The organism is Thermus oshimai DSM 12092 (assembly GCF_000373145.1).
Classification (GTDB): domain Bacteria; phylum Deinococcota; class Deinococci; order Deinococcales; family Thermaceae; genus Thermus; species Thermus oshimai.
This window is the reverse complement of record NZ_KB890614.1, coordinates 35,094-58,937: the sequence shown is the minus strand read 5'-3', so window position 1 is coordinate 58,937 and position 23,844 is coordinate 35,094. Positions and strand designations below refer to the sequence as shown.

The 23,844-nt window shown below is 69.1% G+C and carries 27 protein-coding genes and 2 tRNA genes; 16 read left to right on the top strand and 13 right to left on the bottom strand.

Annotation, left to right across the window (positions count from 1 at the left end; genetic code table 11):
* Positions 1 to 27 precede the first annotated feature (27 nt).
* The 4 genes from B043_RS0105910 to B043_RS0105895 are packed head-to-tail and all read left to right on the top strand — an operon-like array spanning position 28 to position 3,394.
* The gene (locus tag B043_RS0105910; protein WP_016329986.1) at positions 28 to 981 is read left to right on the top strand and encodes an MBL fold metallo-hydrolase; all 954 of its coding nucleotides are present in this window, start codon (positions 28 to 30) and stop codon (positions 979 to 981) included.
* Between the two features lie 58 nt (positions 982 to 1,039).
* Positions 1,040 to 2,686, top strand: coding sequence for a long-chain-fatty-acid--CoA ligase (locus tag B043_RS0105905; protein WP_018461299.1), 1,647 nt, complete (start codon positions 1,040 to 1,042; stop codon positions 2,684 to 2,686).
* A gap of 9 nt (positions 2,687 to 2,695) precedes the next feature.
* Positions 2,696 to 2,902, top strand: a complete 207-nt coding sequence (locus B043_RS0105900) for a dodecin (protein ID WP_016329988.1) — start codon at positions 2,696 to 2,698, stop codon at positions 2,900 to 2,902.
* A gap of 57 nt (positions 2,903 to 2,959) precedes the next feature.
* Positions 2,960 to 3,394: a DUF2267 domain-containing protein gene (locus B043_RS0105895; RefSeq protein WP_018461298.1), complete on the top strand. Its 435-nt coding sequence runs from the start codon at positions 2,960 to 2,962 to the stop codon at positions 3,392 to 3,394.
* A 10-nt stretch (positions 3,395 to 3,404) separates the two neighbouring features.
* On the opposite strand, the gene B043_RS0105890 is transcribed toward B043_RS0105895, so the two are convergent.
* From B043_RS0105890 to B043_RS0105875, 4 genes are all read right to left on the bottom strand, one after another.
* Positions 3,405 to 4,280, bottom strand: a complete 876-nt coding sequence (locus tag B043_RS0105890) for a hypothetical protein (RefSeq protein WP_016329990.1) — start codon at positions 4,278 to 4,280, stop codon at positions 3,405 to 3,407.
* Between the two features lie 81 nt (positions 4,281 to 4,361).
* Positions 4,362 to 5,183, bottom strand: coding sequence for an enoyl-CoA hydratase/isomerase family protein (locus tag B043_RS0105885; RefSeq protein WP_016329991.1), 822 nt, complete (start codon positions 5,181 to 5,183; stop codon positions 4,362 to 4,364).
* 30 nt (positions 5,184 to 5,213) lie between these two features.
* Positions 5,214 to 5,921: a phosphorylase family protein gene (locus tag B043_RS0105880; RefSeq protein ID WP_016329992.1), complete on the bottom strand. Its 708-nt coding sequence runs from the start codon at positions 5,919 to 5,921 to the stop codon at positions 5,214 to 5,216.
* Positions 5,922 to 5,932: 11 nt separating this feature from the next.
* Complete coding sequence (locus B043_RS0105875; protein WP_026234149.1) at positions 5,933 to 6,562, bottom strand: ABC transporter ATP-binding protein; 630 nt, start codon at positions 6,560 to 6,562, stop codon at positions 5,933 to 5,935.
* A gap of 48 nt (positions 6,563 to 6,610) precedes the next feature.
* Here B043_RS0105875 and B043_RS0105870 point away from each other — a divergent pair, with 48 nt between their 5' ends.
* Positions 6,611 to 7,261, top strand: a complete 651-nt coding sequence (locus tag B043_RS0105870; RefSeq protein WP_016329994.1) for a Crp/Fnr family transcriptional regulator — start codon at positions 6,611 to 6,613, stop codon at positions 7,259 to 7,261.
* A gap of 9 nt (positions 7,262 to 7,270) precedes the next feature.
* Positions 7,271 to 7,984: a 2-phosphosulfolactate phosphatase gene (locus B043_RS0105865; protein WP_018461296.1), complete on the top strand. Its 714-nt coding sequence runs from the start codon at positions 7,271 to 7,273 to the stop codon at positions 7,982 to 7,984.
* 44 nt (positions 7,985 to 8,028) lie between these two features.
* On the opposite strand, the gene B043_RS0105860 is transcribed toward B043_RS0105865, so the two are convergent.
* From B043_RS0105860 to B043_RS0105850, 3 genes are read right to left on the bottom strand one after another with little or no spacing between them, the layout of a single operon-like run.
* The gene (locus B043_RS0105860) at positions 8,029 to 9,342 is read right to left on the bottom strand and encodes a dipeptidase (protein WP_016329996.1); all 1,314 of its coding nucleotides are present in this window, start codon (positions 9,340 to 9,342) and stop codon (positions 8,029 to 8,031) included.
* Positions 9,339 to 10,037, bottom strand: a complete 699-nt coding sequence (hspR, locus tag B043_RS0105855) for a heat shock protein transcriptional repressor HspR, fused homodimer type (RefSeq protein WP_016329997.1) — start codon at positions 10,035 to 10,037, stop codon at positions 9,339 to 9,341. Before hspR ends, B043_RS0105860 begins: the two co-directional genes overlap by 4 nt.
* Before the next feature lie 40 nt (positions 10,038 to 10,077).
* Positions 10,078 to 10,839, bottom strand: a complete 762-nt coding sequence (locus B043_RS0105850; protein ID WP_016329998.1) for an IclR family transcriptional regulator — start codon at positions 10,837 to 10,839, stop codon at positions 10,078 to 10,080.
* Positions 10,840 to 10,936: 97 nt separating this feature from the next.
* Between B043_RS0105850 and aceB the strand changes: the two genes are divergently transcribed.
* The 8 genes from aceB (at position 10,937) to B043_RS0105810 (ending at position 19,761) form a co-directional block, all read left to right on the top strand.
* Positions 10,937 to 12,499 carry a malate synthase A gene (gene aceB, locus B043_RS0105845; protein ID WP_016329999.1) on the top strand — a complete coding sequence of 521 codons (1,563 nt, stop codon included), beginning with the start codon at positions 10,937 to 10,939 and terminating at the stop codon, positions 12,497 to 12,499.
* On the top strand, positions 12,499 to 13,191 hold the full coding sequence (locus B043_RS0105840) for an alpha/beta hydrolase (protein WP_018461295.1): 693 nt from the start codon (positions 12,499 to 12,501) through the stop codon (positions 13,189 to 13,191). Before aceB ends, B043_RS0105840 begins: the two co-directional genes overlap by 1 nt.
* An 11-nt stretch (positions 13,192 to 13,202) precedes the next feature.
* Complete coding sequence (locus B043_RS0105835; protein WP_018461294.1) at positions 13,203 to 14,585, top strand: FAD-linked oxidase C-terminal domain-containing protein; 1,383 nt, start codon at positions 13,203 to 13,205, stop codon at positions 14,583 to 14,585.
* Entirely contained in the window at positions 14,578 to 15,615 is a 1,038-nt protein-coding gene (locus B043_RS0105830; RefSeq protein ID WP_018461293.1) for an FAD-binding protein, read from the top strand. The genes B043_RS0105835 and B043_RS0105830 overlap by 8 nt, the downstream gene beginning before the upstream one ends.
* Positions 15,616 to 15,619: 4 nt before the next feature.
* The gene (gene glcF, locus B043_RS0105825) at positions 15,620 to 16,906 is read left to right on the top strand and encodes a glycolate oxidase subunit GlcF (RefSeq protein ID WP_018461292.1); all 1,287 of its coding nucleotides are present in this window, start codon (positions 15,620 to 15,622) and stop codon (positions 16,904 to 16,906) included.
* Positions 16,907 to 16,980: 74 nt separating this feature from the next.
* Positions 16,981 to 18,201 (top strand): glycerate kinase type-2 family protein, encoded by a 1,221-nt coding sequence (locus B043_RS0105820; protein WP_018461291.1) that lies wholly within the window; start codon positions 16,981 to 16,983, stop codon positions 18,199 to 18,201.
* Positions 18,202 to 18,212: 11 nt separating this feature from the next.
* Complete coding sequence (gene hemW / locus B043_RS0105815; protein WP_018461290.1) at positions 18,213 to 19,325, top strand: radical SAM family heme chaperone HemW; 1,113 nt, start codon at positions 18,213 to 18,215, stop codon at positions 19,323 to 19,325.
* Positions 19,326 to 19,353: 28 nt separating this feature from the next.
* Complete coding sequence (locus tag B043_RS0105810) at positions 19,354 to 19,761, top strand: PaaI family thioesterase (protein ID WP_016330008.1); 408 nt, start codon at positions 19,354 to 19,356, stop codon at positions 19,759 to 19,761.
* Here B043_RS0105810 and B043_RS0105805 read toward each other — a convergent pair.
* From B043_RS0105805 to B043_RS0105795, 3 genes are all read right to left on the bottom strand, one after another.
* Positions 19,751 to 20,143, bottom strand: a complete 393-nt coding sequence (locus B043_RS0105805) for an NADH-quinone oxidoreductase subunit 15 (protein ID WP_016330009.1) — start codon at positions 20,141 to 20,143, stop codon at positions 19,751 to 19,753. The genes B043_RS0105810 and B043_RS0105805 overlap by 11 nt on opposite strands.
* Positions 20,144 to 20,186: 43 nt before the next feature.
* Positions 20,187 to 20,263: transfer RNA gene (locus B043_RS0105800), tRNA-Val, on the bottom strand.
* A gap of 7 nt (positions 20,264 to 20,270) precedes the next feature.
* Positions 20,271 to 20,345, bottom strand: a tRNA-Cys gene (locus B043_RS0105795).
* Between the two features lie 82 nt (positions 20,346 to 20,427).
* On the opposite strand from B043_RS0105795, the gene B043_RS0105790 reads away from it, so the two are divergent.
* Together B043_RS0105790 and B043_RS0105785 are read left to right on the top strand one after the other, a co-directional pair.
* A complete protein-coding gene (locus B043_RS0105790) occupies positions 20,428 to 21,855 on the top strand; it encodes an ATP cone domain-containing protein (RefSeq protein ID WP_018461289.1) in 1,428 nt (475 codons plus the stop codon).
* The gene (locus tag B043_RS0105785) at positions 21,848 to 22,186 is read left to right on the top strand and encodes a hypothetical protein (RefSeq protein WP_018461288.1); all 339 of its coding nucleotides are present in this window, start codon (positions 21,848 to 21,850) and stop codon (positions 22,184 to 22,186) included. Before B043_RS0105790 ends, B043_RS0105785 begins: the two co-directional genes overlap by 8 nt.
* On the opposite strand, the gene B043_RS0105780 is transcribed toward B043_RS0105785, so the two are convergent.
* The 3 genes from B043_RS0105780 to thrC are packed head-to-tail and all read right to left on the bottom strand — an operon-like array spanning position 22,159 to position 23,828.
* Positions 22,159 to 22,455: a hypothetical protein gene (locus B043_RS0105780; protein ID WP_016330012.1), complete on the bottom strand. Its 297-nt coding sequence runs from the start codon at positions 22,453 to 22,455 to the stop codon at positions 22,159 to 22,161. The two genes, B043_RS0105785 and B043_RS0105780, sit on opposite strands and share 28 nt — an antisense overlap.
* On the bottom strand, positions 22,455 to 22,760 hold the full coding sequence (locus tag B043_RS0105775; RefSeq protein WP_018461287.1) for a hypothetical protein: 306 nt from the start codon (positions 22,758 to 22,760) through the stop codon (positions 22,455 to 22,457). The genes B043_RS0105780 and B043_RS0105775 overlap by 1 nt, the downstream gene beginning before the upstream one ends.
* Before the next feature lie 12 nt (positions 22,761 to 22,772).
* Complete coding sequence (thrC, locus tag B043_RS0105770) at positions 22,773 to 23,828, bottom strand: threonine synthase (protein WP_018461286.1); 1,056 nt, start codon at positions 23,826 to 23,828, stop codon at positions 22,773 to 22,775.
* Positions 23,829 to 23,844 lie beyond the last annotated feature (16 nt).

The window sequence follows — 23,844 nt, the reverse complement described above, 5'->3', positions numbered from 1 at the left end:
GTGTACCACGGGGGGTAGACTCTAGGCATGGAGGCCCTGGCGGAAGGCCTTTACCTGCTTCCCGTGCCCATCCCCTACCCCCTGAAGACCGTGAACCTCTACCTCCTGAAGGGGGACGGGGAGGTGGCCCTCCTGGACACCGCCCTGGACACCCGCACGGCCCGGGGAAGCTTAGAGCTCTACCTGGCCGAGCTCGGCCTCTGCTTCAGCGACATCGGGACCGTCCTCCTCACCCACCACCACCCCGACCACTACGGCCTTTCGGGGTTTTTGGAGGGGCTTGGGGCCCGGGTCTTCCTCCACCGGGAGGAGCTTGCCCGGGGCCACCGGTTCTGGCGGGAACCGGAGGCCTTTGAGGAGGCCTCCTGGCGGCTTTTCCGGGAGCACGGCACCCCCGAGGAGGCCCTTTTGGGCATCCGGGAGACCATGGAGAAGACCCGGGCCCGGGTCCACCCCCCCCAAAGCCCCCTTCCCCTCCAGGACGGGGCGGTGCTGGAGGTGGCGGGGCGGAGGCTTAGGGCGGTCTGGACCCCCGGGCACGCGGACGGGCACCTGGCCTTCTTCCTGGAGGAGGAGGGGGTGCTCCTCCTGGGGGATGCCCTTCTGGAAAGGGTCTCCCCCAACGTGGGCCTTTGGGCCTACACCCGGGAAAACCCCCTAAAGGACTTCCTGGCCTCCTTGGACCGCCTGGCGGAGCTAAAGGCCCAGGTGGGCTACGCGGGCCACTTCGGCCCCATCCCGGACGTGAAGGGCCGGGCCCAGGAGCTCAAGGCCCACCACATGGAAAGGCTAGAGACCCTTCTCGCCCTCCTGGAGGCCCCCATGGACGCCTGGAGCCTCTCCCTAAGGCTTTTCCCAAAGGAGCTGGACGCGGCGGGGCGGCGCTTCGCCTTCGCCGAAACCCTGGCCCACCTGGAGTACCTAAGGGCCGAAGGGGTCTTGGAACGGGAAGGCCCCCCCTACCGCTACTTCCGGGTCTAAGCGCCCTTGCCAGGCGGAACGGGTGGGGGTAAACTTTGACCCGGTTCAAGGAGGTGGCATGAACCCCTGGCACGCCCACTACGATCAAGGGGTCCCCAAGGAGGCCCCCAAGGCCCGGCCTTTGCCCGAGCTCCTCAGGGAAAACGCGGCCCGCTACCCCAAGAAGGTGGCCCTGGAGTTCTTAGGCCGAAGTCTTACCTACGAGGCCCTGTGGCGGGAAGCGGAGGCCTTCGCCAAGGGGCTTCAGGAGGCGGGGCTTCCTAGGGGGGCGCGGGTGGCCATCATGCTCCCCAACTCCCCCCAGTTCGTCATCGCCTTCTACGGGGCCCTTCTTGGGGGGTACGTGGCGGTGAACACCAACCCCATGTACACCCCCCGGGAGCTTAGGCACCAGCTTTTGGACTCGGGGGCCGAGGCCTTGGTGATCCTGGACCAGCTCCTCCCCCGCTACCAGGAGATCGCCCTCGAGGCCCCCCTGAAGCTCCTGGTGCGCACCGGCATCCAGGACTACCTCCCCTTCCCCAAAAACCTCCTCTACCCCTTCCTGCAGAAGCGCAAGGGGGCCTGGCCCAAGACCCTGATGGGGGTGCCCTGGCGGGCCTTCCTCCGCCCCGGGCGCCCGAGCCCCGTGGCCCTGGACCTGGACGACCTGGCCCTCCTCCAGTACACTGGGGGGACCACCGGGGTGGCCAAGGGGGCCATGCTCACCCACCGGAACCTCGCCAGCAACGCCCTGCAGGTGCGGGCCTGGATCCCCGACTTCCGGGAGGGGGAGGAGGTGGTCCTGGGGGCCATCCCCTTCTTCCACGTCTACGGCATGACCGTGGCCATGAACCTGGCCCTCCTGGGGGGGGCCAAGCTGGTCCTCCTCCCCAGGCCCGAGATCGGCCCCATCGTGGAGGCCATTGAGAAGCACAAGGTCACCCTCTTCCCCGGCGTGCCCACCCTCTACGTGGCCTTCAACAACTTCCCCGGCATTGAGGGAAGGAACCTCAGAAGCGTCCGGGCCTGCATCTCGGGCTCGGCCCCCCTGCCCTTGGAGGTGGCGGAGCGCTTTGAGAAGCTCACGGGGGCCAAGCTGGTGGAGGGCTACGGCCTCACGGAGGCGAGCCCCGTGACCCACTGCAACCCCCTCTACGGAAAGCGGAAGCTGGGGAGCGTGGGCCTGCCCTTCCCCGGGGTGGAGGCCAAGGTGGTGGACGAGGAGGGGAAGGAGGTCCCCCTGGGCGAGGTGGGCGAACTCATCGTCAAAGGCCCCAACGTCATGAAAGGCTACTGGAACCGCCCCGACGAAACCAGCCGCGCCCTCAAAGACGGCTGGCTCTTCACCGGCGACCTGGCCCGCATGGACGAGGAAGGCTACTTCTACATCGTGGACCGCAAAAAGGACATGATCATCGCCGGCGGCTACAACATCTACCCCAGGGAGGTGGAAGAGGTCCTCTACCAGCACCCCGCCGTCCAGGAAGCCGCCGTGGTGGGCGTCCCCGACCCCTACCGGGGGGAGACCGTGGCCGCTTTCCTCGTCCTCAAACCCGAGTACCAGGGCAAGGTCACGGAAAAGGACCTCGAGGCCTTCTGCCGGGAAAACCTCGCCGCCTACAAGGTCCCCCGCATCATCCGCTTCCGGGAAAGCCTCCCCAAGTCCAGCGTGGGCAAGGTCTTGAAGCGGGAGCTCACCAAGGAGGTGGGGGCCAGGGGGTAAACTCTTCCCATGGGCAAGGTCTACAAGAAGGTGGAGCTGGTGGGCGCCAGCGGCGAGGGCCTCGAGGCCGCCATCCAGACCGCCCTGGAGCGGGCCGCCAAGACCCTAAGGCACCTGGACTGGTTCGAGGTGAAGGAGATCCGGGGCACGGTGGGCCCGGAGGGGGTCAGGGAGTACCAGGTGGTCCTGGAGGTGGGTTTCCGGATAGAGGACTAAAGTCCCTTGACAATCAAGCGCTCAAGTCTTACCCTGGGCCTCGAGGGGGTGAAGGGTATGAGCGCCACGGGGCTGGAGGTGTTTGACACCACCCTGCACAAGACCCACACCTGGCTCAAGGAGGTCATGGAGGAGCTGGGCACGGAAGACCGCCACCGGGCCTACATGGCCCTCAGGGCGGTCCTCCACGCCCTGAGGGACCGGCTCACCGTGGAGGAGGTGGCCCAGCTTTCCGCCCAGCTGCCCATGCTCGTCCGGGGCTTCTTCTACGAGGGCTGGGACCCCACGGGCAAGCCCCTGAAGGAGCGGCACCTGGAGGCCTTCCTGGCCCACGTGGCCCAGGAACTCAAGACCCCTTCCGGGCCCGCGGTGGACCCGGAAAAGGCGGCGCGGGCGGTCTTTAAGGTCCTGGCCCACCGGATCTCCCAAGGGGAGATCGCGGACATCCGGGGGCTTTTGCCCAAGGAGCTGAGGGCCCTTTGGCCGGAGTAGGCCCTCCCCTTTAGTCCAGGACGAAGCGGTCTTCCTTCTCGTGGAGCCGCACCCGGTGGACGATGCGCTGGTCGTGGCCCCCATTGGGCTCCGTCATGGCCACCACGGTCACGTAGGGGCGCAAGGGGCTTTTCAGCACCTTCTTGGTGAGGGTCTCCTCCACCTGGAAGATCCCGGCGGAGTTGTTCATGGTCACCTGGATCTCCACCGGGACCTTTTCCCCTTTGAGGATCCGCACCTCGTCCACCGCCAGGGCGCTGATGGAGTGGATGTCTATGCTCCCTAAGGCGAAGGCCTTCCGGCCCCGGCCCTTGGTGATGTCCGTGCCGTCGGCCACCGCGGTGATGCCCGCCTCGATGGTGAGGGGCTCGGGCTCGAGGTCGTGGCTGTAGATGCTGTGGAGCATGAGGGCGCGGAGGGCCGTGCGCTGCTCCGCGTCGGGGTAGATCTTCTCCAGGATGCGGTTCAGGATGGGGAGGGCCAGGGTCACGCCGAAGGCCTCGTGCCCGAAGCGGTGGACCCCGTTGCCCAGGTCGTGGAGCATGGTGGAGAGGAGGACCACCACGTAGGCGTCCTCCACCCCCCCCGCCCCGGACTCCACGGTGTCCAGGCGCACCCCCGCCTCCACCAGAAGGGCCAGGATGGCCACCGCCGCCGCCCCCGTGAGGAGGGCGTGGACCCGGCCGTGGTCGTTGTAGCCCAGCTTGCGCATGGTGAGGTAGTTGGCCATGTTCCAGCCGGCCCGGGCCTCGGGGTCCTGCACCAAAAGGTCGTAGGCCTTGAGGGCCTTGGGGAAGGCCTTGAGCCGCTCGCGGATGGCCTGGTCGGCCTCCGCGTAGAGCTTGGCCTTGGGGCTCGCTACGTGGACCACGCGCTCTTCCGTCATGCCTCCTTACCTTACACCCAGGGCCAAAAGGGGAAAAGGAGGAAGACCCCGGAAGGCCTTCCCCCAAAAGGGCCTTTAGGCCTACTCCCCTTTGAAGTTGGGGGGGCGCTTCTCCAAAAAGGCCTTGACCCCTTCCTTCATGTCCTCCGTGGACGCGGCGTAGCCGAAGAGGTCGGCCTCGATCTCCAGGGCATCGGAAAGGGGCATGGCCTCCCCCCGGACCACGCTCTCCTTGGCCAGGGCCAGGGCCACGGGGGCGTTTTTCAGGATCTTCTGGGCCAGGCGCTTGGCCTCCTCCAGAGCGTCCTCCGCCACCCGGTTCACCAGGCCCATCTCTAGGGCCTCCTCCGCCTCCACGTGCCGCCCGGTGAAGATGAGGTCCAAGGCCCGTCCCCGGCCGATGAGCCTGGGCAGGCGCTGGGTGCCCCCGAAGCCCGGGATGAGGCCCAGGCCCACCTCGGGCAGGCCCAGCTTGGCCCCCTTGGCCGCCACCCGGAGGTCGCAGGCCAGGGCGAGCTCCAGGCCTCCCCCCAGGGCGTAGCCGTGGATGGCGGCGATGGTGGGGATGGGCAGGGCGGCGATCTCCGCGAAGACCTGCTGGCCCAAAAGGGCGTACTCCCGCGCGGCGAAGGGGTCCTTGAGGGCGGCGATCTCCTTGAGGTCCGCCCCGGCGGCGAAGGCCCGCCCCTCCCCGGTGAAGATGGCCACCCGGGCCTCGGGGTCCTGGTGGATGACCTCGGCCACCTCGGCGAGCTCCCGCAGGAGGTCCTGGGAGAGGGCGTTTAGGGCCTCGGGGCGCTTCAGAGTAACCAGGGCGATGCCCCCCTCCACCTCGTAGCTCAGGTGCTCAAACTCGGGAATCTCCAGGATGAACTCGTGCTCGTGTTCGTGCTCGTGGGCCATGGGATCCTCCCCTTCCGAGTCTACCGGACCCTAGACCTGGAGGAGGGCCTCCAGGGCCACCTCCACCATCCGCCGCACCCCCTCCCCGAGGACCTCAGGGGGCACGAGCTCAGGGTCCCCGATGCGGTTGGACACGGTGAGGATGGTCCCGGCCTTAACCTTTCGCATCCGGCCCAGGAGGAAGAGGACGCTGGCCTCCATCTCAAAGGCCAGGACCCCGTAGCGGGCCCACCGGCGGGCCCCTTCCGGGGTGGTGGCGTAAAAGGCGTCCTCCGTGGCGATGAGGCCCACGTGGTGGGGGTAGCCCTTGGCCTCGGCCTGGGCCCAGAGGGCCCGGAAGAGGAGGGGGTCGGGCAGGGGGGCGTAGGGAAGGCCCTCGAGGTACTGGCGGGTGGCCCCGTCCAGGGGCACCGCCCCCTGGGCGATGACCAGGTCCCCCGGGGCCAGGGCCTCGTCCGCGGCCCCGCAGGTGCCCACCCGGAGGAGGACCCGGGCCCCTAGGGTGATGAGCTCCTCCGCCACGATGGCCGCAGAAGGGGCCCCCATCCCGGTGGCCTGCACGGAAACGGGCACCCCCTTATACCGTCCGGTATACCCCCAAAGCCCCCGGTGGGTGGCGTACTGCACCGCGCCTTCCAGGAAGGTCTTGGCGATCCACTCCGCCCGGTAGGGGTCCCCAGGGAGGAGGACCCTTTCCGCCACATCCCCCTCCTTGGCGCGCACGTGGATCGGGCTCATACCCTCCCATCCTACAGCCTCAGGGCGGGAAGGCCCTCCACCAGGGCCTCGTCGTGGGTGGAGAGGAGCACCGCGGCCCCCACCTCCTTGGCCAGGCGGAGGAGGAGGGATAAGACCTCCCGGGCCTGGCGGCGGTCCAGGCTGGCGGTGGGCTCGTCCGCCAGGAGGAGCCGGGGCTTTAGGTAAAGGGCCCGGGCCACGGCCACCCGCTGCCTCTCCCCCCCGGAAAGCCTCTGGGGGAGGAAGTGGGCCCTTTCCTTTAGGCCCAGCCTCTCCAAAAGGGCCAGGGCCCAGGCCCGATCGGGCCGCCCCACCAGGTAGCCGGGGGCCAGGACGTTCTCCAAGGCGGTGAGCTCCGGGAAGAGGAAGTGGTGCTGGAAGATGAGGCCCAAAAAGGAAAGCCGCTTCCGGGCCAGGGCCTCCTGGGAAAGGCCCCGGATGGGCACCCCTTCCCAGAACACCTCCCCCTCCTGCAAGGGGAGAAGGCCCGCGAGGAGGTGGAGGAGGGTGGTCTTGCCGCTTCCCGAGGGCCCCAAGAGGGCCAGGACCCCGCCCCCTTCCAGGGTGAAGGAAAGCCCCCGGAAGAGGGGGCCCTGCCCGTAGGAGAACCCAAGACCCTGCACCTGGAGGACGGGCGGCACCCTCTCATGGTCTAGGCAAAGGATGAGGTCTAGGTTAGAGTAGGGGCGATGCGACCAAGCCCCCTCTTCCAAGGCTTTTCCCCAGAGGAGGTGGAAGAGGCCCTGGTCTACTTCCGCCCCCTTCCCTACCCCAAGGGGCGGCTCGTCTTCCGCCAGGGGGACTTAGGCCAGGCCCTCTACCTGGTGGGGCGGGGCCAGGTGCGCCTCTTCCGGCTCCACCTGGGGGGGCAGGAGCGCACCCTGGGGTACTTGGGGGAGGGGGAGATCTTTGGGGAGATGAGCCTCCTCGAGGGCAAGGAGCGAACGGCAAGCGCCCTCACCGAGGCGGAAAGCCTCCTCTATGCCCTTTACCCCGAGGAGTACTTCGCCCTCATCCGCCGCTTTCCCCTGGTGGCCCACAACCTGGCCCGGATCCTGGCGGCAAGGCTCAGGGAGGCCGACCTGGAGATGGACCTCCTCTCCTTTGAGGAGGCCAAAAGCCGGGTGGCCTACGCCCTTTTGAAGCTCCTCCGCCAGGGCCAGGGGCCCCTTTTCCGCCTAAGGCACCAGGAGCTTGCGGCCCTCGCGGGCACCAGCCGGGAGACCGTGACCCGGGCCCTGCACGAGCTTAGGGCCCTGGGGGCGGTGCGGCTGGGGCCGGGGGAGGTGGAGGTGGTGGCCCCCGAGCTTCTGGAGGAGGTGGCCTTCGGCCTGGCTTAGGAGGGTGGGATGCGCCTGAGGGTGGACCTCTTGCCCAGGGAAGAGCTGGTCTATCCGGACGTGGTCCTGGTGGTGGACGTGATCCGGGCCACCACCACCGCCGCCTGCTTCCTGGAAGCGGGGGCGGAGGCGCTTTACCTGGTGCCCTCCCTGGAGGCCGCCCGGGCCTTCAAGGACGAGGACGTGGTCCTGGCGGGGGAAGCCGGGGGGCTTAGGCCCTCGGGGTTTGACCTGGGGAACTCCCCCCGGGAGGCCCTGGAGGCCCCCGTGGGGGGGAAGGTGGTGGTCATGGCCACCACCAACGGCACCAAGGCCGCCCACCTGGCGGGGATGACGGCCAAGCACGTCCTCCTGGCCTCCCTCTTTAACGCCCACGCCGCGGCCAGAAAGGCCCTAGAGCTCGCCACGGAGGAGGTGGCCATCCTGTGCGCGGGCAAAGAGGGGCGGGTGGGCCTGGACGACGTGTACACCGCCGGGGTCCTGGCGGAGTACCTGGGCCTCATGCGGGAGGTGGAGCCCGACGACGGGGCCCGGATCGCCCTGGCGGTGCGGCGGGCCCACCCGGACCCCCTGGAGGCCCTAAGCCTTTCCGCCGCCGCCTTGGCCCTAAAGGGGGTGGGCCTCGAGGCCGACGTCCCCTTCTGCGCCCAGGTGGCCAAAAGCGCCCAGGTGCCCCTCCTTTCGGGGAGGGTGGGGGAGGCCCTCATCTTCAAGCGCGGCTAAAGGCCCCGCCGAAGCCTGCGCTTCGGCGGGGGCCCCAAGCAGCCCTATCCGCCTTCGGCCAAAAGCTCGTAGAAGCGGCGGAGGGCCAGGAGGCCCTTTTCCAGGTTGACGAGGTCGATCTTTTCGTTCGGGGCGTGGAGGTTGTCGTCGGGAAGGCCGAGGCCGAGAAGAACGATGGGGGCTTTTAGGGCCTCCTTAAGCTCCGCCACCACGGGGATGGTCCCCCCCTCCCGGGTGTACACGACCGGCCGGCCCCAGACCTCCTCCAGGGCCCGGGCCATGAGGCGCATGGGGGGGCTTTGGGGGTCGGTGAGGACGGGCTTTCCCCCGTGGAGCCTCCGCACCTCCAACCGGTGGCCCCTGGGGCAGACCTCCTTCAGGTAGGCCTCCGCGAGCTCGGCGATCTCCTCCGGGTCCTGGTCGGGCACCAGGCGCATGGAAAGCTTCATGCCCGCCTCCGAAGGGATCACCGTCTTGGAGCCCTCCCCCTGGTAGCCCCCCCAAACCCCGTTGGGGTCCAGGGTGGGCCGGGTCCAAAGGCGCTCCAGGGGGCTATACCCTTCCTCCCCAGGGAGGACCTCCACCCCCAGCTCCGCCTTCAGGGCCTCCTCGTCCAGGTGGGGCCAGAGGGCCTTCTCCTCCTCGGAGACGGGGCGGACCCTTTCGTAAAAGCCGGGGATGAGGACGCGGCCCGTCCTCTCGTCCTTGAGGCGGGCCAGGAGCCAGCCCAGGGCCTGGATGGGGTTCGGGGCCACCCCGCCGAAGGCCCCGGAGTGGAGGTCCCGCCGGGCCCCTTTGAGGCGGACTTCCAGGTAGCAAAGCCCCCTTAGGCCGTAGGTCAGGGTGGGCACCCCGGGGGCGAACATGGCCCCGTCGGAGATGAGGACCGCGTCCGCCCGAAGCCGTTCCCGGTGGGCCTGGACAAAGGGGAGGAGGTGGGGGCTTCCGATCTCCTCCTCCCCCTCCACCAGAAACTTCACGTTCACCCGGGGGGCGAAGCCCTCCAGGGCGGCCACGTGGGCCCAGAGCTGGCCCTTATCGTCCGAAGCCCCCCGGGCGTAAAGCCGCCCCTCCCGCACCGTGGGGGTGAAGGGGGGGGTTTCCCAAAGCTCTAGGGGGTCTGGGGGCTGGACGTCGTAGTGGCCGTAGACCAGCACCGTGGGGGCGTCCTCGGCCACGATCCGCTCGGCGTAAAGGATGGGGTGGAGGGGGGTTTCGTGGAGCTCCACCCGGAAGCCCAGGGCCCTAAGGCGCTCCCCAAGCCAAAGGGCCGCCTTCCGCACGTCCTCCTTGTGGGCGGGGTCCGTGGAGACCGAGGGGATGGACAGGAACTCCAACAGGGGGTCTAAGGCGTTCACGCCCCCATGCTACCCTCTTGGGCGGGGGTCTTGCCCTCCTCCAGGAGGAGGAGCTTGAGCCGGGCCACCTCGGCCTCAAAGCGGGCCTGGAGGGCCTCGAGCTCCGCCCGAAGCCGCATGATCTCCTCCACCCCCGCCAGGTTCACCCCAAGCTCCTGCGTCAGACGGCGGATCTCCCTGAGCTTCTCAATGTCCCGCTCCGAATAGAGCCGCGTCTTCCCCGAAGACCGCTTCGGCTTGATGAGCCCCTTCCGCTCGTACAGCCGCAGGGTCTGCGGGTGCATCTCCAAAAGCTCCGCCGCCACGCTGATCACGTACACGGGACGGTCCTTGGGGGAGGGCTTGGCCGTCTCCCCGGGGGGCGGGAGGGCCTTGCGCTCCAGCTCCTGGAAGCGGTCGCCGATCTCCGCTTTAAGCCTCTCCACCTCCTGTTCAAAGCGGGCCTGGAGGGCCTCGAGCTCCGCCCGAAGCCGCATGATCTCCTCCACCCCCGCCAGGTTCACCCCAAGCTCCTGCGTCAGACGGCGGATCTCCCTGAGCTTCTCAATGTCCCGCTCCGAATAGAGCCGCGTCTTCCCCGAAGACCGCTTCGGCTTGATGAGCCCCTTCCGCTCGTACAGCCGCAGGGTCTGCGGGTGCATCTCCAAAAGCTCCGCCGCCACGCTGATCACGTACACGGGACGGTCCTTGTCCATACCCCCCTGTGCCTCCTCGGCTAAAGGCACTTAGCCTTTTTTAGTATACACCCCCTGTATAACCCAGGCGCAACGAAGCTTTCCTTGCGGCTTCCACCACCCGGGGGGCCAGGCGGTGGGCCTCCTCCAGGGTGAGGCGGCTTGCGGGGGCGGAGAGGGAGAGGGCGGCCACCACCCGGCCGTCGGGGCCAAACAGGGGGGCGGCCACGCAGCGCACCCCGAGCTCCTTCTCCTCGTTGTCCAGGGCGTACCCCCGGGCCCGCACCGCCCTTAGCTCCTCCTCCAGGTCCTCCCTTTGGGTGAGGGTGTGGGGGGTAAAGGGGGTGAGGGGAAGCCCCTCCGGCACCCCCCGGAAGGCCAGGAAGACCTTCCCCACCCCCGTGGCGTGGAGGGGGGCCCGGGAGCCGGGAGCGGTGAAGAGGCGGACCAGCTTGGGGCCCTCCACCTGGTCCACGTAGAGGGCCTCGAGGCCCGCGGGCACCGCCAGGTTCACGCTCTCCCCCACCGCCTCCGCCAACGCCTCCATCTCCGGGCGCGCGGCCAGAAGGAGGTTTTGGCTCAGGTAGGCCCGGCCCACGGCGAAGGCCTTGGGGCCCACCCGGTAAAGCCCCCCCTCCTCCTCCACAAACCCCCGCCGGGCCAGGGTCTGGAGGAGGCGGTAAAGGGTGCTCTTGGAAAACCCCAGCCGCTCCGCCAAGGGGGTAAGGCCCACGGCCCGGGCTTCGGCCAGGGCCTCCAGGACCTTAAGCCCCCGCTCCAGGGTGCGCACCTCCTCAGGGCCTTCCTTGCGCCTGCGGGCCATGGCCCCTAGGGTAGCGCACCCTCCGGGATTTTTCAACCTACGAAAAAAGATTTTGGATATTGACAACCCCACCCCGGCCCCGTAGGCTAAGGCCACCATGAAGGGCGTGGAGATCAGGAAGGACCACCCCCTCTTAGGGGAGGTGCTCACGGAAGAGGCCCTTAGGTTCGTGGTGGCCCTGCACCGGGAGTTCAACCCCGTGCGCAAAGGCCTCCTGGCCCGCCGGCAGGAGCTTTGGGCGCGCTACAAAGCGGGGGAGAGGCCGGACTTCCTGGAGTCCACCCGCTTCGTGCGGGGGGGGAGCTGGCGGGTGGCCGAGGCCCCGGAGGACCTACAGGACCGCCGGGTGGAGATCACGGGCCCCGTGGAGCGGAAGATGATCGTGAACGCCCTAAACTCCGGGGCCAAGGTCTTCATGGCGGACTTTGAGGACGCCCTCTCCCCCACCTGGGACAACGTCATCCGCGGGCAGAAGAACCTCATGGACGCGGTGCGCCGCCAAATAGACTTCGTCTCCCCCGAGGGGAAGGAGTACAGGCTCAAGGAAAAGGTGGCCACCCTGGTGGTGCGCCCAAGGGGCTGGCACCTTCATGAAAAGCACGTCTACGTGGACGGGGAGCCCATCTCCGCCAGCCTCTTTGACTTCGGCCTCTACTTCTTCCACAACGCCCACGAGCTCCTAAAGCGGGGGAGCGGGCCCTACTTCTACCTGCCCAAGCTGGAGAGCCACCTGGAGGCCCGGCTTTGGAACGAGGTCTTCAACTTCGCCCAGGACTACCTGGGCCTCCCCCGGGGGACGATCCGGGCCACGGTCCTCATCGAGACCATCCTGGCGGCCTTTGAGATGGAGGAGATCCTCTACGAGCTTAAGGAGCACGCCGCCGGGCTCAACGCCGGCCGCTGGGACTACATCTTCAGCTGCATCAAGAAGTTCGCCACCACCGCCCCCATCTTCCCCGACCGGGCCCAGGTCACCATGACCGTGCCCTTCATGAAGGCCTACACCGAGCTTCTGGTGAAGAGCTGCCACCTCCACGAGGCCCACGCCATCGGGGGGATGGCGGCCTTCATCCCGAGCCGCAAGGACCCCGAGGTGAACGAGCGGGCCTTAAAGCAGGTGCGGGCGGATAAGGAGCGGGAGGCAGGCCAGGGGTTTGACGGCACCTGGGTGGCCCACCCCGACCTGGTGCCGGTGGCCATGGAGGTCTTTGACCGCTTCCTGGGGGATAAGCCCCACCAGAAGCATGTGAAGCGGGAGGACGTAAGGGTGGGGGCGGAGGACCTCCTGGACTTCCAGGTCCCCGGGGGGAAGGTGACGGAAGCGGGCTTTAGGAACAACGTCTCCGTGGCCCTCCAGTACCTGAACCAGTGGCTTCTCGGCAACGGGGCCGCGGCCATCTTCAACCTCATGGAGGACGCGGCCACGGCGGAGATCGCAAGGGCCCAGCTCTGGCAGTGGGTCCACCGGGGGGCCACCCTGGAGGACGGCCGCCCGGTGACGCCCGAGCTCTACCAGAAGGTGAAGGAGGAGGAGCTCCAAAAGCTTGGGGGCCGGGAGGCGGGCCGGTATAGGGAGGCCGAAGAGATCCTGGACAAGCTGGTCCTTTCGGAAGAGTTCATTGAGTTCCTCACCCTGGTGGCCTACGAGTACATCGACTGATGGCGGGCGTCCTCCTCCTCCACGGGCTTTCCTCCCACCCCGTCCTCACCCTGGGGCCCCTGCCCGGGGCGCTAAGGGCGGCGGGGTACGCCGTGGCCCAGCCCGCCCTGCCCGGCCACGGGACCCGGCCCGAGGACCTTAGGGGGGTGGGCTGGAGGGACTGGTACGGGAAGGCCCTGGAGGCCTACCGCGCCCTCCCCGAACCCAAAGGGGTGGTGGGGCTTTCCATGGGGGCCCTCCTCGCCGCCATGCTCGCGGCGGAGGAGGGGGCCTCCTTCCTGGTGGCCCTGGCCCCGGCCCTGGTCCTGAGGAACCCCCTGGCGGGCCTCGCCCCCTACCTCCACCCCCTCATCCCCAAGGCCCCCCGCACCCGCTCCGTCTCCGACGCAAAAAGGCGGCGGGCAAGCCCCAACTACCCCTGGATCCCCACCTCCGCGGTGGCGGAGCTCGTAAGGCTCCAGAAGGCGGTGGACCCCCTTCTCCCCAAGGTGCAGGCCCCCGCCTTGGTGGTCCAGGCCCTCTGGGACACCACCCTTTCCCCCAAGGGGGTAAAGCGCTTTTACGAACGCTTGGGGAGCGAAAGAAAAGACCTGGTCGCTTATGAGAGCGAGCACGACCTCCTCCTGGACCTCAAGGCGGAGGAGGTGGCGCGGGACGTGGCCTTATGGATCCGGGGGGTTCTCCCCCCTTAGACTGAAGGGAAATGGAAATCCTCAGGGAGCTCAAGGCCCTCTTCGGCCCCCGCCTCCTCACCAAAGAGGCGGAGCTTGCCCCGTACGAGTCGGACGCCCTCACCGCCTACCGGGAAAGGCCCCTCGCGGTGGTCCTCCCCGAGCGCAAGGAGGAGGTGGTGGAGGCGGTAAGGATCTGCCGCCGCCACGGGGTGCCCTTCGTGGCCCGGGGGAGCGGCACCAGCCTCTCCGGGGGGTCCTTGCCGGTGCGGGGAGGGGTGGTCATCGCCCTAAACCGCCTGAACCGCATCCTGAAGCTGGACCCCAAAGCGCGCCTCGCGGTGGTGGAGCCCGGGGTGGTGAACCTGGAGGTGTCCCGAAGGGCGGCCCCCTTCGGCCTCTACTACGCCCCCGACCCCTCCAGCCAGCCCGTCTCCACCATCGGGGGGAACGTGGCCTTCAACTCCGGGGGGGCCCACTGCCTGCGCTACGGCATGACCGCGAACCACGTCCTGGGCCTCGAGGTGGTGACCCCGGAGGGGGAGGTGGTGCGGCTCGGGGGGGAGGGGCTTGAAGGGGTGGGGCCGGACCTTCACGGGTTCTTCGTGGGCACGGAAGGCCTCCTGGGCATCGCCCTGGAGATCACCCTGCGCCTCCTCCCGCGCCCCGAGGCCTACCACACCCTGCTGGCCGCCTACCCGAGCCTCGAGGCCGCCGGAGAGGCGGTGGCCCGGGTCCTCCGCTCGGGCCTCCTCCCGGGGGCCATAGAGATCATGGACCGCCTGGCCATCGAGGCCGCGGAGGCCGCGGTGCGGGCGGGCTACCCCAAAGCGGAGGCCCTCCTCATCGTGGAGCTGGAAGGGGAAAGGGAGGAGGTGGCCGAGGGGGCGAGGCGCCTAGCAGAGGTCATCGCGGAAAGCGGGGCGGAGGAGGTGCGCATCGCCCGGGACGAAGCCGAGCGCCAGGCCATCTGGAAAGGCCGCAAGGCGGCCTTCAGCGCCGTGGGCCGGCTTTCCCCGGACTACATCGTCCAGGACGGGGTGGTGCCGAGAACCCGCCTGGCGGAGGCCCTGAGGGAGATCGGAAGGCTCTCCGAGGCCTACGGCCTCCGGGTGGCCAACGTCTTCCACGCGGGGGACGGGAACCTCCACCCCCTCGTCCTCTACGACGGCAAGCGCCCGGGGGAGCTGGAGCGGGCGGAGGCCCTGGCCGGGGAGATCCTCAGGCTTTGCCTCCGCCTCGGGGGCTCCATCACCGGGGAGCACGGGGTGGGGATGGAGAAAAGGGCCTACCTGGCGGAGATGTTTAGCCCCCTAGAGATCGCCGCCATGGAGGAGGTGAAGGCCGGGCTGGACCCTCTCGGCCTCGCCAACCGGGGCAAGGTCTTCCCCCCCAAGGAGGAGGCCCATGCTTAGGCCCAAGACCCCGGAGGAGGTGCAGGAGGCCGTCCTCGCCCACCCCAGGCTCCGGGTCCGGGGGGGCGGGAGCAAGCCCGCCCTTTCGGGGCCGGAGGAAGGGGAGGCCCTTTTGGACCTCTCCGAGCTCAAGGGCGTGGTGGAGTACGACCCCGAGGAACTGGTCCTGGTGGCCCGGGCCGGGACGCGGGTGGCGGAGGTGGAGGCCCTCCTCAAGGCCCACGGCCAGCACCTCCCCTTCCACCCGCCCCTTTCCGCCCCCGGGGCCACCTTGGGGGGCACGGTGGCCGCGGGGCTTTCCGGCCCCCTGGCCCAGCGGTTTGGGGGGGTGAGGGACTTCCTCCTCGGGGTGCGGTTCGTGGACGGCCAGGGCCGGCTTCTGAAGGGGGGCGGCAAGGTGGTGAAGAACGCCGCCGGCTTCCCCTTCCACCGGCTCATGGTGGGGGCCCTGGGGGCCTTTGGGGTCCTGGTGGAGCTGGCCTTCAAGGTCTTCCCCGCGCCCCCCGCCACCCGCACCCTACGGGTGGCCTTCCCCTCCCTGGAGGAGGCCCTCTCCGCCCTGGAAAGGCTCCTCCTCGCCCCCCTGGACCTCATGGCCTTAGACCTCCTCCCCCCAAACGCCCTCGAGGTCCGCATCGGGGGCTTCCCGGAAGCCCTCGGCCCCAGGCTGGAAAAGCTCAAGCGCCTCCTCGGGCGGGACGGGGAGGTCCTGGAGGAGGACGAGGCCCACTGGGAAGGGGTGCGGAACCTGGCCTTTTTGGAAGGCCCCCTCCTCCTAAAAGTGCCAAGCCGCCTGGACCTCATCCCCCTCCTGGAGGGCCTGCCCCTGGGGAGGCGGCGCTACCTCCTGGGGGGCAACGTCCTCTACGCGGAAGGGGACGGGGAGGCCCTAAAGGCCCTTAGGGCAAGGGGCCTCGCCCACCTGGTCCTGAAGGGGGCGGAAGACCCCCTCTTCCCGAGGCCCCAAAACCCCTTCTTCCAGAAGGTCAAAGCGGCCCTGGACCCTCTGGGGCGCTTCCCCTTAAGGTGAGACCATGCAGCACAAGATTCCCGTGGAAACCCTAGGGCCCCTGGGCGAGCCCATGGCCCACGCCATCGAGGCCTGCGTCCACTGCGGCTTCTGCCTCCCCACCTGCCCCACCTACCAGGTCCTGGGGGAGGAGATGGACTCTCCCCGGGGCCGCATCTTCCTCATGAAGGAGGTGCTGGAAGGAACCCTCCCCCTGGAGGAGGCCCTCCCCTACCTGGACCGCTGCCTGGCCTGCCAGGCCTGCGTCACCGCCTGCCCCAGCGGGGTGCCCTATGGGGAGCTCATCGGGGCCTTCCGCCTCTACAGCGAGGAAAAGCGCCACCGCTACCCCTTAGAAAGGGCCTACCGCCTGGCCCTCCTCAAGACCCTTCCCTACCCCGGGCGCTTCCGCCCCCTGGCGGAGCTCGGGGTAAGGCTCAAGCCCCTGCTTAAGCCCCTTCCCCTTCCCGAACCCCTAAAGGCCCCCCTCAAGCTCCTCCCCGACCGCCTGGAACGGGAGGAGCCCTATGAAGAGGTCTACCCCGCCAAGGGGGCACGCCGGGCCCGGGTGGGCCTCCTCCTGGGCTGCGCCCAAAGGGCCTTAAGGCCCTCCATCAACCGGGCCACCCTAAGGGTCCTCCAGGAAAACGGGGTGGAGGTGGTGGTCCCCAAGGGGCAGACCTGCTGTGGGGCCTTAAGCCTCCACGCGGGGGACCAGGAGGGGGCCAGGGCCTTCGCCCGGGCCACCATGGAGGCCTTCCGGGAGGCGGAGGTGGTCCTCTCCAACGCCGCGGGGTGCGGCTCGGGGATGAAGGAGTACCCCCTCCTCTTCCTGGGGGAGGCGGAGGAAGCGGAGGCCCGGGCCTTTGGGACGAAGGTGAAGGACCTCACCAGCTTCCTGGACGAGCTGGGCTTCCTCCCGCCCCCGCCCCCCAAGGCCCCCCTTCGGGTGGCCTACCACGACGCCTGCCACCTGGCCCACGCCCAGGGGGTGCGGGAGGCCCCAAGGCGGCTCTTAAGGGCCTCTGGGGTGGAGGTCCTGGAACCCGGGGAGTGGGAGCTTTGCTGCGGGAGCGCGGGCACCTACAACCTCTTCCAGCCGGAGCTGGCCGAGGCCTTAGGCCGGCGGAAGGCGGAAAACCTGAAGGCCACGGGGGCGGACCTGGTGGTCACGGCCAACATCGGCTGCCTCACCCAGCTTCAGGCCTACCTGGACCGGCCCGTGCTCCACATCGCCGAGCTTCTGGCCCTTCTCTACGAGGGGAAAGACCCCCTCGAGGGGCCATCCGGGACAAAGGGGTGGGGCGCCTAGCGGAGGCGCACGGGGGAGAGCAAGACCGAGGCCATCCGCTAGAAGGGCGAGGGTTTTGACCGTAGGGATTTGAAGTGGAAGCCCTCCTGAAGGAAGCCTTCTTCCAGGCCCTAAAGGCCACGGACCCTTACCGCCTCACCCTAAAGGCCCTCCCTAGGGAAAGGCCCCACCTCATCCTGGCGGTGGGGAAAGGGGCGGCCCCCATGCTGAAGGCGGCCCTCGAGCGCTACGGGGAGGTGCCCTACCACCTCACCCTCCCCCTGGGGCAGGACCCCATGGGCCTAAAGGCCCGCTTCGCCCCCCATCCCCTGCCGGACGAAAGGAGCCTGCGGGCGGCGGAGGAGGCCTTGGCGCTGGTAAAGGAGCTTCCCCCCAAGGCCCACCTCCTCGCCCTCCTCTCGGGGGGCGGGAGCGCCCTCTGGTGCGCCCCCTTGGGGGTTTCCCTGGAGGAGAAGCGGGCCCTCACCGAGGCCCTCCTCAAGAGCGGGGCCAGCATCGGGGAGGTGAACGCGGTGCGCAAGCACCTCTCCCGCCTCAAGGGGGGAAGGCTCCTCCTCGCCACAAGGGCGCGGGTCACGGCCCTCCTCCTCTCCGACGTGCCGGGGGACGACCCTTCGGTCATCGCCTCCGGCCCCTTCAGCCCCGACCCCACCACCTACGCCGAGGCCCTAGCCGTCCTGGACCGTTACGGCCTGGACTTCCCCGGGGCGCGCCGGGTGCTGGAGGAGGGGCTAACGGGGGGCCTCCCGGAAACCCTAAAGCCGGAAGACCCCGCCCTAAAGCGCCTCCGCCTGCGGATCGTCGGGAAAAACCTGGACCTCCTCAAGGCGGCCCAGGCCTTTTTGAGGGGAGAGGGGCACCGGGCGGCCATCCTCTCTGACCGCTTCGGGGGGGAGGCCCGGGCCCTGGCCCGCTTCCACGCGGAGCTGGTGGAGAGCGTCCGGGCCCACGGGGTCCCCTTCCGGAAGCCCCTTTTCCTCCTCTCCGGCGGGGAGGCCCAGGTGCGGGTGCAAGGCGGAGGCAAGGGGGGGCGGAACCTGGAGTTCCTCCTCGCCCTCTACGCCCACCTGAACGCCCCCCTCTACGCCCTGGCCGCGGACTCCGACGGCCTGGACGGGACGGGCGGGGCCGCGGGGGCCCTCCTCACCCCGGGGGTCTGGGCCCTGGGCCTGGACCCCAGGCTCTACCTGGAGGCGAACGACAGCCTGGGCTTTTTCGCCCGTACAGGGACCCTCCTCCAAACCGGCCCCACGGGCACCAACCTGAACGACTTCCGCCTCCTCTTTGTAGACTGAGGGGTGCACCCATGGGTAGCCTCTACGTCCACGTCCCCTTCTGCCCCACCTTGTGCCCCTACTGCGACTTCCACGTGGTCCGGCGGGGGCCGGGGTGGGTGGAGGCTTACCTCAGGCGGCTTAGGGAGGAGGCGGAGGCCCTTTACCAAAGGTACCCTTCCCCCCTCGCCACCCTCTACCTGGGCGGGGGCACCCCGAGCTACCTGAGGGACCGGGAGCTGGTGGCCCTCTTCCAAAGCCTCCCCTGGGCCCTACAGGAGGGGGCGGAGGTGACCCTCGAGGCCAACCCCGGCACCCTGAACCGAAAGCGGCTCGCCTTCCTCAAGGACCTGGGGGTGAACCGCCTCTCCCTAGGGGTGCAGAGCTTCCAGGACCCCGTTCTCCGCTTCCTGGGCCGGGCCCACGGGCGAAAGGGGGCCCTAAGGGCGGTGGAGGAGGCCCTGGAGGCGGGGTTTAGGGTCTCCCTTGACCTCATCCTGGGCCTGCCCATGCAGGACGTGGGAAAGGACCTGGAAGAGGCCGCGGGGCTCGGGGTGGGCCACATCTCCGCCTACACCCTCCAGGTGGAAAGGGGCACCCCCTTCGCCCTCCTGGGCCTGGAGGAAGACCCCGAAAGGGGGGCCTGGGCCATGGAGCGGGCGGAAGAGGTCCTGGGCGAGGCGGGGTTCTCCCGCTACGAGGTCTCCAACTTCGCCCGCCCCGGGGAGGAGGCCCGGCACAACCTGGTCTACTGGCGGGCCGGGTTCTGGCTGGCCCTGGGCCCCGCGGCCACGGGCCAGTACCCCGAAGGGCCCTACGCCCTCCGCCGCACCAACCCCCCCCTCCCCCGCTGGCTCCTGGGGGAGGCCCCCAGGGAGGAGGCCATCCCCCCCCTGGAGCACGCCAAGGAGGCCCTCATGCTGGGCCTAAGGCTCAGGGAAGGGGTGGACCTGGAGGCGCTGGCCCACAGGACCCGCCTCCCCCTCCCGGCCCTCCTGGCGGGGAGGGTACGGGCCCTGGAGGAGGGGGGCTTCCTGGAGCGGGCAGGGCCCCGGATCCGGCCCACTCCCCGGGCCTTCCCCCTCCTCCACCGGGTTGTCCTGGAGCTGTGGGAGGCCCTTGACGGGGCCAGGGCGGCGGAATAAACTTTGACTCAGTACAAAAGGAGGCCCTATGGACTTCAAAGCCCTGGCCCAGTCCGTTCTGGAACGCCAGCCCTTCAACCGGCTTCTCGGGGTGGAGCTTCTGGAGGCCGGCCCCGGCGCCGTGGCCTTCCGGCTTCCCCTGAAGGGGGAGTTCTACCAGCACCTGGGGGCGGTGCACGGGGGGGTGGTGGCCACCCTGCTGGACAACGCCCTCACCTACGCCGCGGGGAGCCTCCTGGGCCCCGAGGTGCTCACCGTGGAGTTCAAGGTGAACTTCCTCAAGCCCGCCAAAGGGGAGGCCCTCCTGGCCCGGGGCTACGCCGTGGGCCAGGGACGGCGGCTGGCCGTGGCCCGGGCCGAGGTCTACGCCCTGAAGGAAGGGGAGGAAACCCTGGTGGCCCTGGGCCAGGGCACCATCGCGGGCCTTAGCGGGTGAAGGCCAAGGCCGCCCGCGCCCGGTCCGCCAGGGCGAAGAAGCGCTCCCGGGTGAGGGGAAGCTTTTCCAGCACGAGCCCCTTCCCCTCCTCGTAGTGGGCGTGGAGGTGGATGTGGGCCCGGGGGAGCCTCAGGCCGATGCGCTTCAGGCGGGCGTGCCGGGGGGAGACGTCCGCGAGGAGGAAGGGCTCCCCAAGGCCATCGGATAGGGAGGCGGTCATGATGGTGGTGGGGAGGTCGTAGGGGCGCTCCATGCGGTAGATGAAGTCGGGGAAGTCCGCCTCCTTCTCAAAGCGGACGCCCTTCTCCTCCGCATAGGCCCGCATCCACCCGAGAAGCTCCACCCACGCCTCGTACAGCTTGGCCTCGTGCGCGCTGCTCATGGGCCTTAGTATACGGGAAAGGCCCGCCTTTCGGCGGGCCCTTTGGTGGGCGCGAGTGGACTTGAACCACCGACCCCTACCGTGTCAAGGTAGTGCTCTGGCCACCTGAGCTACGCGCCCTTGCCTTTGGAGGCGCCGGCCGGATTCGAACCGGCGAATGGAGGTTTTGCAGACCTCTGCCTTACCACTTGGCTACGGCGCCAAGCCGAAGGATAGGATACCATAGCCCCAAAGAGGATGTCAAGAAAAGGCTTTCCCATCGCAAAGATGGTATCATGCCGGTAGTGGACGAGGTTTTCGTGCGGCTGAAAAAAGGGCGCTGGCCCTTCTCCAAGGGGCTTTTATTGGAGGCCCTTCTCCCCTTGGGCGTGCCCCCGGAAGCAGCCCAGGCCCTGGCCCACAGCGTGGAGGAGCGGCTTAAGGCGGAAGGGCGAAAGGAGGTGACGCCCAAAACCCTAAGGCGCCTCTTCCTGGAGGAGGCGGCCAGGGTCCTGGACGAAGGGACCCTCGAGGCCCTGGCCCGGGAAACCCTCCCCTTTGAGGAGATCCTGGTGGTGGAGGGGCAAAGGGCCAGGCCCTTCTCTAAAGGCCTTCTCGCCAGAAGCCTGGAGGACGCGGGCTTCTCCCTAAAGGAGGCCCACGAGCTGGCCAAGGGGGTGGAGCGCCGCCTGAGGGCCCTGGGCATCCGGCGCATCACCGCCCGCAAGCTGGAGAACCTGGTGGCCGACGAGGTGCTCTCCCGCTACGGCAAGGCCGCGGGCCGCCGCTACCGGGAGCGATTGTTCTACGCGGGGGAGCTTTTTGTGGAGGAGGAGGAAGGGGAGCCTAGGGTGCCCTTTTCCAAGGGCATCCTGGCCCAGTCCCTCATGTCCATCGGCCTCTCCCCCGACCGGGCCTACCGGCTGGCCCGGGAGGTGGAGGCGGGCCTGAGGGAGGAGCGGCTTAAGGTCATCCGCCGGGACGAGCTGCGGCGGCGGGTCTACGAAACCCTCCTGAAGGAAGCGGGGGAGGAGATGGCCCGGCGCTACCTCCTCCTACGGGGCCTCCGCCGGAGCCTCCGCCCGGTCCACATCCTCATCGGCGGGGTCACGGGGGTGGGGAAAAGCGTCCTGGCCTCGGCCCTGGCCTACCGGCTGGGGATCACCCACATCATCCCCTCGGACGCGGTGCGGGAGGTCTTCCGGGCCTCCCTCTCCCAGGGCCTCCTCCCCACCCTGCACCTCTCCAGCTTTGAGGCCTGGAAGGCCCTCCTGGCGGAGGAGAAGGAGGCGGCCCACGAGGAAAGGGTCATGCGGGGTTTCCTGGACCAGGTGGCCCGGGTGGCGGTGGGCCTTAGGGCCATCCAGGAGCGGAGCGCCCTAGAGGGCACCTCCATGGTGCTGGAGGGGGTGCACGTGGTGCCCCGCTTCCTGGACCACCCCCATAAGGACAAGGTCCTCACCGTACCCATGCTGGTGGTCCTGCAGGACGAGAAGCTCCACCGGGACCGGTTCCTCCTCCGGGACCGGGAGACGGGCCACGCCCGCCCCCAGGAGAAGTACCTGGCCCACTTCGCGGAGATCCGCCTCATCCAGGAGCACCTCCTGCGCTTCGCGGAGGAGGAGGGGGTGCCGGTGATCCCGGGGGAGGACCTGGACGAGGCGGTGGAGAAGGCTCTGGAGGTTTTGGTGAGCTACCTCGAGGCCCAAGGCCGGCTCCTCGCCCATGCTTGACCTCCTCCCCTTTTTCCTCCTCCTCTTCCTGGCCTTCCGGCTCAAGGGGTGGGCCCCCCTTTGGGCCTTAGGGGTCTGGGTCAACCTCCTCTGGTTCATCTTCCAAAACGAGTGGGGCTCGGGGTGGCTCTCCTACCTCCGGGGCCTGGGGGTGGGGCTTTTCCTGGCCGCGGGGTACGGGGAGGCGGGGCTTGCCTGGGCCCTTCTCCCCTGGCCCCTCCTCCTCTACCTGCGCCTGGACGTGGGGGACCTCCTCCCCTACCTCCCCGCCCTGGGGGAGGGGATGATGCTGGGCCTTCTCCTCTACCTTCTCGGCCTACGGAAGCGGTAGAGGAGGTAGGGCAGGCCCACCCCCAGGAGAAGCCCCAACGCGTAGGGCAAGGGGTGGCCGAAGAAGAGCTGGAGCAGGGCGATAAGGGCGGCAATCCCCGCGAACAGGGGGACGGGGAAGGGCTTCTCCCCATACGCCAAGACCGCGCTCCCCAGGATAAGGCCGATGGCGAAGGCCATGGCCCCCTGGTCCGGACGGAAGAGGAGAAGGTAAAGGTAAAAGGCCCCCCCAAGGAGGGTGAGCCCCTGGGAAAAGCGGCCGGGGTCCATCAGGCGCGCACGAAGCGGAGGACAACGAGCTCCGCCAGCACCAAGGCCACCCCGCCCCAGGCCACCTGGGGCTCCCGGCCCAAGAACCCCATGACCGCGGAGAAGACCCCGGCCATCAGGAAGGCCTTGGCGTACTTAGGGCTCACGGTAAGCCCCAGGACGAAGGCCACCAGAAACCCCGCCACCCCTGGGGGGAGGCTCGCTCCCAAGGCGATGAAGAGGAGCATGAGGGCGAGGGTGATGGCCCCCGCCAGGTAGTAGGCCCCGGGAAAGGGCTCCTTGCGCCGCTTGGTCCGCTCGGCCATGGCCTAAGCCTATCACGAAAGCCCCGCGGCCCGGGCCACCGCCTCGAGGTCCGGGGGCACAGGGGGGGGGAGCTCGGCCACCTTCTCCGCGGTGGCCGGGTCCTTGAGGCCGTGGCCGGTGAGGGTGAGGACCACCGTGCTCCCCTCCTCCAGCCGCCCTTCCCTCAGGAGCTTCCAGACCCCCGCGAGGGCGGCGGCGCTTGCGGGCTCGCAGAAGATCCCCTCCTCCCGGGCCAGGTAGCGGTAGGCCTCGAGGATCTCCCCGTCCGTCACCGCCTCAATCAGGCCTCCGGACTCCTCCTTGGCCTTAAGGGCCCCTTCCCAGCTTGCGGGGTTGCCGATGCGGATGGCGGTGGCCAGGGTCTCGGGCCTCTCCACGGGCCGCCCCAGGACCAGGGGGGCCGCCCCCGCCGCCTGGAAGCCCAGCATCCTGGGAAGCCCCTTGGCCTTCCCCAGGGCGTGGTACTCCTTGTACCCCATCCAGTGGGCGGTGATGTTCCCCGCGTTGCCCACGGGGAGGGCGTGGTAGTGGGGGGCCTCCCCCAGCTCGTCCACCACCTCAAAGGCCAGGGTCTTCTGCCCTTCCAGGCGGTAGGGGTTTAGGGAGTTCACCAGGGCCACGGGGTAGCGCTCCGTGAGCTCCCGGGTGAGGCGGAGGGCCTGGTCAAAGTTCCCCTCCACCTGGACGATGCGGGCCCCGTGCACCAGGCTTTGGGCCACCTTGCCTAAGGCCACGTACCCCGCGGGGAGGATGACCAGGGAGAGGACCCCCGCCCGGGCGGCGTAGGCCGCGGCCGAGGCCGCGGTGTTCCCCGTGCTGGCGCAGGCCACCGCCTGGGCCCCCGCCTCCACCGCCTTGGACACCGCCAGGGTCATCCCCCGGTCCTTGAAGCTCCCCGTGGGGTTCAGGCCCTCAAACTTGGCGTAAAGCCGTATACCCCGCTCCCTGGCCTCCTTAGGGCCCTTCAGGGGGATGAGGGGGGTGGAGCCCTCCAGAAGGGAGACCACCGGGGTGTTCAGGGAGACGGGCAGGTGGGCGCGGTAGCGCTCTATGAGGGGCAGGCGCATGGGTCTATGCTCGGGG

What these genes read in the sequence shown, in the direction of transcription:
- B043_RS0105890 (WP_016329990.1), bottom strand. Translation starts at nt 4,280, where the DNA reads ATGACGGAAGAGCGCGTGGTCCACGTAGCGAGCCCCAAGGCCAAGCTC.
- B043_RS0105810 (WP_016330008.1), top strand. Translation starts at nt 19,354, where the DNA reads ATGGACTTCAAAGCCCTGGCCCAGTCCGTTCTGGAACGCCAGCCCTTC.
- B043_RS0105905 (WP_018461299.1), top strand. Translation starts at nt 1,040, where the DNA reads ATGAACCCCTGGCACGCCCACTACGATCAAGGGGTCCCCAAGGAGGCC.
- B043_RS0105805 (WP_016330009.1), bottom strand. Translation starts at nt 20,143, where the DNA reads ATGAGCAGCGCGCACGAGGCCAAGCTGTACGAGGCGTGGGTGGAGCTT.
- B043_RS0105835 (WP_018461294.1), top strand. Translation starts at nt 13,203, where the DNA reads ATGGAAATCCTCAGGGAGCTCAAGGCCCTCTTCGGCCCCCGCCTCCTC.
- B043_RS0105880 (WP_016329992.1), bottom strand. Translation starts at nt 5,921, where the DNA reads ATGAGCCCGATCCACGTGCGCGCCAAGGAGGGGGATGTGGCGGAAAGG.
- glcF (WP_018461292.1), top strand. Translation starts at nt 15,620, where the DNA reads ATGCAGCACAAGATTCCCGTGGAAACCCTAGGGCCCCTGGGCGAGCCC.
- hemW (WP_018461290.1), top strand. Translation starts at nt 18,213, where the DNA reads ATGGGTAGCCTCTACGTCCACGTCCCCTTCTGCCCCACCTTGTGCCCC.
- B043_RS0105900 (WP_016329988.1), top strand. Translation starts at nt 2,696, where the DNA reads ATGGGCAAGGTCTACAAGAAGGTGGAGCTGGTGGGCGCCAGCGGCGAG.
- hspR (WP_016329997.1), bottom strand. Translation starts at nt 10,037, where the DNA reads ATGGACAAGGACCGTCCCGTGTACGTGATCAGCGTGGCGGCGGAGCTT.
- B043_RS0105865 (WP_018461296.1), top strand. Translation starts at nt 7,271, where the DNA reads ATGCGCCTGAGGGTGGACCTCTTGCCCAGGGAAGAGCTGGTCTATCCG.
- B043_RS0105830 (WP_018461293.1), top strand. Translation starts at nt 14,578, where the DNA reads ATGCTTAGGCCCAAGACCCCGGAGGAGGTGCAGGAGGCCGTCCTCGCC.
- thrC (WP_018461286.1), bottom strand. Translation starts at nt 23,828, where the DNA reads ATGCGCCTGCCCCTCATAGAGCGCTACCGCGCCCACCTGCCCGTCTCC.
- B043_RS0105840 (WP_018461295.1), top strand. Translation starts at nt 12,499, where the DNA reads ATGGCGGGCGTCCTCCTCCTCCACGGGCTTTCCTCCCACCCCGTCCTC.
- B043_RS0105910 (WP_016329986.1), top strand. Translation starts at nt 28, where the DNA reads ATGGAGGCCCTGGCGGAAGGCCTTTACCTGCTTCCCGTGCCCATCCCC.
- B043_RS0105895 (WP_018461298.1), top strand. Translation starts at nt 2,960, where the DNA reads ATGAGCGCCACGGGGCTGGAGGTGTTTGACACCACCCTGCACAAGACC.
- B043_RS0105785 (WP_018461288.1), top strand. Translation starts at nt 21,848, where the DNA reads ATGCTTGACCTCCTCCCCTTTTTCCTCCTCCTCTTCCTGGCCTTCCGG.
- B043_RS0105885 (WP_016329991.1), bottom strand. Translation starts at nt 5,183, where the DNA reads ATGGCCCACGAGCACGAACACGAGCACGAGTTCATCCTGGAGATTCCC.
- aceB (WP_016329999.1), top strand. Translation starts at nt 10,937, where the DNA reads ATGAAGGGCGTGGAGATCAGGAAGGACCACCCCCTCTTAGGGGAGGTG.
- B043_RS0105850 (WP_016329998.1), bottom strand. Translation starts at nt 10,839, where the DNA reads ATGGCCCGCAGGCGCAAGGAAGGCCCTGAGGAGGTGCGCACCCTGGAG.
- B043_RS0105870 (WP_016329994.1), top strand. Translation starts at nt 6,611, where the DNA reads ATGCGACCAAGCCCCCTCTTCCAAGGCTTTTCCCCAGAGGAGGTGGAA.
- B043_RS0105780 (WP_016330012.1), bottom strand. Translation starts at nt 22,455, where the DNA reads ATGGACCCCGGCCGCTTTTCCCAGGGGCTCACCCTCCTTGGGGGGGCC.
- B043_RS0105775 (WP_018461287.1), bottom strand. Translation starts at nt 22,760, where the DNA reads ATGGCCGAGCGGACCAAGCGGCGCAAGGAGCCCTTTCCCGGGGCCTAC.